Source organism: Streptomyces sp. NPDC060232 (assembly GCF_042726555.1).
Taxonomy (GTDB): domain Bacteria; phylum Actinomycetota; class Actinomycetes; order Streptomycetales; family Streptomycetaceae; genus Streptomyces.
The window spans coordinates 101,991-109,231 of the sequence record NZ_JBHXAG010000016.1 but is presented as its reverse complement, the minus strand read 5'-3'; the positions used below and the strand labels follow the sequence as shown (position 1 = coordinate 109,231).

Genomic DNA, 7,241 nt, shown 5'->3' with positions numbered 1-7,241 from the left:
GGTCCGGCCCGCGTGTGCGGGCCGGACCACGGCCGTCCGGCTCGGTCGGGTGTCAGGAGGCGACGGGCTCGTGCGTGATCTCGACGCCGCCGGAGTCACCGAAGGTGAGGCGGCAGGTGTCGGCGCGGTAGGTGGCCACCGAGACCGCGGCCGTGCCCGCGGCGGTGAAGTACCGCGTGGTGACCAGGAGCACCGGGGCGCCGGGCAGCCGGTCCAGTTCCTTGGCGTCGTCGGCGCGGGCGGAGCCGAGTTCCACCGACCGGTCCTGGCCCTCGAGGACCAGCCGCTGCAGCTCGCGCAGGACGGCACGAGCACGGGCAGGGCCCGACGGAGCCTCGATGGCGGGAAGTCCGGGCACCGAGGCGACCGGTACGTACAGCAGCTCGGCGGCGACGGCCTGACCGTTCGTCATCCTGGTCCGGCGCACGGTGTGCACCGGCTGGTCGGCGGCGAACGCCCCACCGTCACCGAGCAGCCTCACCACGGCTGCCGGCGGAAGGGACTCCGAGGCGTCCTGCGGCTCCCAGCCGTCCACGGCCTCCCCGGGCCAGCTGTGCTGCGCACTGCCGACGGCCACACCGACGCGCGGCGGGGCGACGGTGGTGCCGACACCCCGGCGGCGCTGCAGCCGGCCTTCGAGCTCCAGTTGCTCCAGCGCCTGACGCAGGGTCGCACGGGCGACTCCGAAGCGGGCTGCGAGTTCACGCTCGTTGGGCAGGACCTCGCCGACGGCGAAGTCCTGGTCGAGCGCCTCGCTGAGGACGGTCTTGAGGTGCCAGTACTTCGGCTCCGGCACCGTTTCGAGCTGCGTGGTCCCCACCCTGACTCCTCCTGCCATCGCTGCACTCGCCGTGTGTTCCAGCGGCAGTTCCGCGCCTTTGTTTATTAAAGGTTCCTGCACTATCCCTGCGACGATAGGACGGTGCACCCCCTTGGTCAAGACCAATGCTCATACCTTTGCCGGGCAGATCGGGCATATGTATCAAGCCGTTCATGGGATGTTCTCGTATACGCCGAAGGCTTGTAGTCAAGGGCTACCCGACGGTAATCATGGCGGTGGGCACTCCTGACAGCCTGTCTCGCAGCAGTCCAACCGATGAGGAGCAGCATGACCGCCACGGTCTCCTTCACGATCGATTCGCCGCTCGGCCCCCGGACGACCACCGTCGCCTACGAGCGCAAGGGCTCGGGCGAACCGCTTCTGCTGCTGCACGGCATCGGCCATCACCTCCAGGCCTGGCATCCGGTGACCGACATCCTGGCCGCCGAGCACGACGTGATCGCCGTGGACCTGCCCGGCTTCGGCGCCTCGGAGCCGCTGCCCCAGGGCGTCCCGTACTCCCTGGACACCGTGGCCCCGGCACTCGGAGCGCTGTGCACGGCCCTCGGCGTCGAGCGCCCGCACGTCGCCGGCAATTCCCTCGGCGGCCTGCTCGCCCTCGAAATGGGCCGGAGCAACCTCGTCCGCTCGATCACGGCCCTCTCCCCCGCCGGGTTCTGGACCGAAGCCGAACGCCGCTACGCCTTCGCCGCGCTTCTGGCCATGCGGGCCGGCGCCAGGACGCTGCCCCTCGCCGCCGTCCACCGGCTCTCGCGCACCGCCGTCGGCCGGGCCGCGCTCACCGGCACCATCTACGCCCGCCCGGCCCGCCGTTCACCCGAGGCCGTGGTGGCCGAGACCCTCGCCCTGCGCCATGCCTCCGGATTCGAGGACACCCTGGCCGCGGGTGGTTCCGTACGCTTCACCGACGACGTGCCGGGGCTGCCGGTCACCATCGCGTGGGGCACCCGCGACCGGCTGCTGTTGCGCCGCCAGGGCGTACGGGCCAAGCACACCCTCCCCGGCGCACGGCTGGTACGCCTCCCGGGCTGCGGCCACGTCCCGATGAGCGACGACCCGGCCCTCGTGGCCCGGGTGGTACTGGACACGGCACGCAGCGCCGAGCCGGCCACGTCGCGCGAGAGCGCGTACGCACCTGAGTGAGCGAGCAGCGTGAGCGAGCAGCGTGAGCGGGACCGGTTCGGGGTCCTGGGGGGTTGAACGGATGAGCGGCCGAAGGCTGTTCATCCGCGGTTCGCGTGGGCGACGCGGCCGGGCCGGTGTGCGACGGCACGCTGGTCCGACCCGTCCTCGCCGCCCCCTGGAGACGCACCGATGGCATCGATGCCGCATACCCGACGATCCCTCATCGGCGGTTCCCTCGCCCTGTCCTCCGCGTTGCTCGCCGCCCCTGCTCTCGCCGCGCCCGCCTTCGCCGCCCCCGCCTTCGCCCGCTCCGGCCGGCCGCATGCCCACTGGGGCGTCCAGTCCGGCGAGATCACCGCGCACTCGGCCACCGTGTGGACCCGCTCCGACCGCCTCGCGCGCATGTGCGTCGAAACCTCTCCGAGCGAGACGTTCCGCTACGCCGTACGCCGCCACCGGGGCCCCCTCCTCGGCCCGTCGAGCGACTTCACCGGGACCACCGTCCTGCGCGGCCTCCCGCCCGGGCAGCAGATCCACTACCGGGTCGTCCTGACCGACCCCGACGACCCCCGCCGCACCGCCGAGCCGGTCCACGGCACCTTCCGCACCACCCCGGTCTCCCGCCGCCGCGACGTGCGCTTCCTGTGGTCGGGGGACCTGGCGGGCCAGGGCTGGGGCATCAACCCCGACATCGGCGGCTACCGCGTCTTCGACGAGATGAGGCGGCGCGACCCCGACTTCTTCCTCTTCAGCGGGGACACGGTCTACGCCGACGGACCCATCGAGTCCGCGGTGCCCCTGCGCGACGGCACCGTCTGGCGCAACATCACCACCGCGGAGAAGTCGAAGGTCGCCGAGACCCTCGACGAGTTCCGCGGAAACTTCCGCTACAACCTCCTCGACCGCAACCTCCTCGGCTTCAACGCCCAGGTCCCCGTGCTCGCCCAGTGGGACGACCACGAGGTGCGCAACAACTGGTACCCGGGCCAGCTGATCGACGACCCCCGCTACACCGTCAAGGAGGCCGACACCCTCGCCGCCCGTGCCCGCCGCGCCTTCGGGGAGTACTTCCCCGTCACCGACCTGCGCGGCGGACGCGCCGAGGGCCGGATGTACCGCGTGACGCACTACGGCCCGCTGCTCGACGTCTTCGTGCTCGACATGCGCACCTACCGCAACGCCAACTCCCCCGGCGGCCAGACCGAGGACCCCGTCGGCATCCTCGGCCCCGAGCAGCTCGCCTGGGTCAAGCGCGAGCTGTCCCGCTCCCGGGCCACCTGGAAGGTCATCGCCGCCGACATGCCCCTGGGCATCGTCGTCCCCGACGGAGCCGCGAACTTCGAGGCCGTCGCCCAGGGAGACCCGGGAGCCCCGCTGGGCCGGGAGCTGCAGATCGCCGAACTGCTGCGGTACATCAAGCACCAGCGCATCACCGGCACCCTCTGGCTCACCGCCGACGTGCACTACACCGCCGCGAACCACTACGCCCCCGAGCGGGCCGCCTTCACCGACTTCGCACCGTTCTGGGAGTTCGTCTCCGGTCCCATCGGAGCCGGCGGCTTCCCGGCCGGCCGGCTCGACGCCACCTTCGGCCCGGAGACCGCCTTCGTCCAGTCGGCACCCTTCGCCAACATGTCGCCATCCGAGAACCCTCCCTACTTCGGGGAGGTCGACATCGACGGCGACAGCGGGGACCTCACCGTGCGGCTGCGTCGGCAAGGGGGCGGCGTACTCTTCACCAAGACCCTCCAGCCCGGTTGTGTGGGCCAGTAGGGCGACCGGAAAAAGCCCCGAAAACTGGGTGAAATCGGCCAGATGGACACTTAACCAGTCGGTCACAGTTCGTTCGTGATCACGCAACACCCTTGCGCAACAGTGGTGCGCATGACTGACCGTGTCCACGCCCCCGCCCAGCGTCCCCACCGTCACCACTGGCGCCGCGACGTCGTCGAACTCGCCGCACTGTTCTGCGCCGTCGCGGTCGCCGACGCCATCGCCAATCTCGTCGTGCACGGCCCCAGGGGCCCGATCCTGCTGGTCGCCTCGGCCATCGCGCTACTGGTGACCGCAGCCTTCCACACCTGGTGGGCACGGCGCCACAGCCATGCGCCGCCGCCCAGCACACCGCCGCCCGGGGCTCCGGCACCGTCGGCGCCCGCCGCCACCGTCCTGTGGCGGATGCGCACCACCGTACGGGACCAGCCCGGCTCCCTGGCCGTCCTCTGCACCGCCCTCGCCCGCCACGGTGTGGACATCCTCACCCTCCAGACGCACCCGCTGCCCGAGGGCGGCACCGTGGACGAGTTCCTGCTGCGCGCCCCGCAGCAGCTCCCCTCCACCGACCTCACCCGCGCCGTCTCCCTGGCCGGCGGCCACAGCACCTGGATCGAGCGCGCCGACGCCCACGACCTCGTCGACACCCCGACGCGACTGCTCGGCCTGGCCACCCGCACCGCGCTGGACGCCGCCGAACTCCCCCTCGCCCTGCGTCAGCTGCTCGGCCGCTGCACGATCCACTCGATCCCGGCGACCACACTCTCGGGCCGTCCCAACTCCGGCGCGGACGCCCCCGTCGAGGGCGTGCTGGAGGCCACCGTCATGCGGCTGCGTGATCCCTCCGGCGGCGCGATCACCATCGAGCGGCCCTACCTGCCCTTCACCCCGACCGAATTCGCCCGGGCCCGCGCCCTGGTCGAGCTCGACGCCCGGCTCGGCCCGCGTGTCCCGCGCAGCCAGGACGTACTGACCCTCCCCGAGGGCAACGAGATCACCGTGCGCCGAGCCGACGGATCCGACCTGGCCGCGGCCCGCGCCATGCACGACCGCTGCTCCGAGCGCACCCTCGGGCTGCGCTACCACGGCCCCGTCACCGACGCCGACCGCTACCTCGGCCACCTGCTCAGCCCGCGCTTCGGCCGCACCCTCGCCGCCACCACCGCGTCCGGGAAGCTCGTGGCCCTCGGCCACCTGCTGTGGGACGGCGACGAGACCGAGGTCGCCCTGCTCATCGAGGACGACTGGCAGCGCCGCGGCATCGGCACCGAGCTGCTCAGCCGGCTCATCGCCATGGCCGTCGAAGCCGGGTGCGACAGCGTGTACGCCGTCACCCGGGCCGCCAACACCGGCATGGTCGCCGCCATGCGCGGCCTCGGCCTCCCCCTCGACTACCAGATCGAGGAGGGCACCCTGGTGATCACGGCCCGGCTGGGAGCGGCACCCGCCGGCTCGCGACTGCCGTACGGGATTCCCCTCGGGCTGCCGCAGGAGCACCAGGCTCCGCGCAGCCCCCACTGAGCCCGCCCCGCCCGCAGGCTCGCGCTCCGACGCAGGCGCCCCGTCCGGCCGGGGCGCCTGCGTCCGGATCCAGCCAAACTCCGGGTCGCACCGCCGCTCACCGCACCACCTCCGGACCCTGAAATCGCTTGTACACAAAGCCTGTTGATCGCCGCGGGGCGGACCCGGCAGCCGTCCTCCGGCCCCTGTCAGGAGGCTGACGGCAATGGGTGATGACGGGAGGACGCCCGACATACGAAGATGGCCGCATGTCAGAGACCCTCCACACCGGCAGCGCCCCCCGGCTGCCCCGCCAGGTGGCCGACGATTACGTCGACGGCCTCATCGCCCTCGACCCGATCACCGGTACCTACCTGGGTGTAGCCGAGAGCTCCGCCAAGCTCCCGGACTTCTCCCCGGCGGGCCGCGCGGCCGTCGCCGAACTCTCCCGCGAGACCCTCGCGCGCCTCGACGCCGCCGAGGCGCTGCCCGGCGCCGACTCAGACGCCGAGCGGCGCTGCGGCCGTCTGCTCCGCGAACGGCTCACGGCCGAGCTCGCGGTGTACGAGGCCGACGAGGAGCTGTGCGCGGTCAGCAACATCCACAGCCCCGTGCACTCGGTCCGCGAGGTCTTCTCCCTGACCCCGGCCGACACCGACGAGGACTGGGCGGCGATCACCGAGCGGCTGCGCGCCGTCCCGGACGCCTTCGCCGGCTACCGCGAGAGCCTCCAGCTCGGCCTGGACCGCGGTCTGTACGGCGGCCCGCGCGCCACCGAGACCATGATCGGCCAGCTGACCACCTGGGCCGGCCAGGACGGCACCGCCGCGGCCTTCTTCGAGGACTTCGCCTCGAACGGCCCGCAGTCCCTGCGCGCCGAGCTGGACGCCGCGGCGGCCGGCGCGACGGCCGCCGTCGTCGAACTGCGCGACTGGATGACCGCGGTGTACGCCCCCGCCGTCCAGGGCCGCCCGGACACGGTGGGCCGCGAGCGGTACGCCCGCTGGTCCCGGTACTTCAACGGCACCGACCTGGACCTCGACGAGGCCTACGCCTACGGCTGGTCGGAGTACCACCGGCTGCTCGCCGAGATGAAGACCGAGGCGGCCAAGATCCTCCCGGGCGCCGGCCCCTGGGAGGCGCTGAAGTACCTGGACGAGCACGGCACCCACATCGAAGGGGTGGAGGAGGTCCAGGCCTGGCTGCAGGGCATCATGGACGAGGCCATCGAGAACCTCGACGGCACCCACTTCGAACTCGCCGAGCGGGTCCGCAAGGTGGAGTCCCGCATCGCCCCTCCGGGCGGCGCCGCGGCCCCGTACTACACCTCCCCCTCGGAGGACTTCTCCCGCCCCGGCCGCACCTGGCTGCCCACCATGGGCCAGACCCGCTTCCCGGTCTACGACCTGGTCTCCACCTGGTACCACGAGGGCGTGCCCGGCCACCACCTGCAGCTCGCGCAGTGGACGCACGTGGCGGACCAGCTCTCCCGCTACCAGGCCACCGTCGGCTGGGTCAGCGCCAACTGCGAGGGCTGGGCCCTGTACGCGGAGCGGCTGATGGACGAGCTGGGCTACCTCAAGGACGCCGAGCAGCGCCTGGGTTACCTGGACTGCCAGATGATGCGCGCTGCGCGGGTCATCGTCGACATCGGCATGCACCTGGGCCTGGACATCCCGGCGGATTCGCCGTTCCACCCGGGCGAGAGGTGGACCGTGGACCTCGCGCAGGAGTTCTTCGGCCTGCACAGCGGCCGGCCGGCGGAGTTCGTGGAGAGCGAGGTGACCCGCTACCTGTCGATGCCGGGGCAGGCGATCGGCTACAAGCTGGGCGAGCGCACCTGGCTGCTGGGCCGGGACAACGCGCGGGCCGCGCACGGCGATTCCTTCGACCTGAAGGCCTGGCACATGGCGGCGCTGTCGCAGGGTTCACTGGGCCTGGACGACCTGCTGGACGAGCTGTCCAAGCTCTGACGGCACAGCACGGCACCGGCGGCATGGCA

General features: G+C 72.3%; 5 protein-coding genes. 4 read left to right on the top strand and 1 reads right to left on the bottom strand.

All coding sequences use genetic code 11. The annotated features are described in order from the left end of the window. Positions 1-52: 52 nt before the first annotated feature. A complete protein-coding gene (locus tag ACFWFZ_RS23075) occupies positions 53-820 on the bottom strand; it encodes a GntR family transcriptional regulator (protein WP_387124677.1) in 768 nt (255 codons plus the stop codon). A gap of 288 nt (positions 821-1,108) precedes the next feature. Between ACFWFZ_RS23075 and ACFWFZ_RS23070 the strand changes: the two genes are divergently transcribed. From ACFWFZ_RS23070 to ACFWFZ_RS23055, 4 genes are all read left to right on the top strand, one after another. After that, on the top strand, positions 1,109-1,984 hold the full coding sequence (locus tag ACFWFZ_RS23070; RefSeq protein WP_387124676.1) for an alpha/beta fold hydrolase: 876 nt from the start codon (positions 1,109-1,111) through the stop codon (positions 1,982-1,984). Positions 1,985-2,164: 180 nt separating this feature from the next. Beyond that, positions 2,165-3,739: an alkaline phosphatase D family protein gene (locus tag ACFWFZ_RS23065; RefSeq protein ID WP_387124739.1), complete on the top strand. Its 1,575-nt coding sequence runs from the start codon at positions 2,165-2,167 to the stop codon at positions 3,737-3,739. A 111-nt stretch (positions 3,740-3,850) separates the two neighbouring features. After that, positions 3,851-5,260: a GNAT family N-acetyltransferase gene (locus ACFWFZ_RS23060; protein WP_387124675.1), complete on the top strand. Its 1,410-nt coding sequence runs from the start codon at positions 3,851-3,853 to the stop codon at positions 5,258-5,260. A gap of 248 nt (positions 5,261-5,508) precedes the next feature. After that, the gene (locus ACFWFZ_RS23055) at positions 5,509-7,212 is read left to right on the top strand and encodes a DUF885 domain-containing protein (protein ID WP_387124674.1); all 1,704 of its coding nucleotides are present in this window, start codon (positions 5,509-5,511) and stop codon (positions 7,210-7,212) included. Positions 7,213-7,241 lie beyond the last annotated feature (29 nt).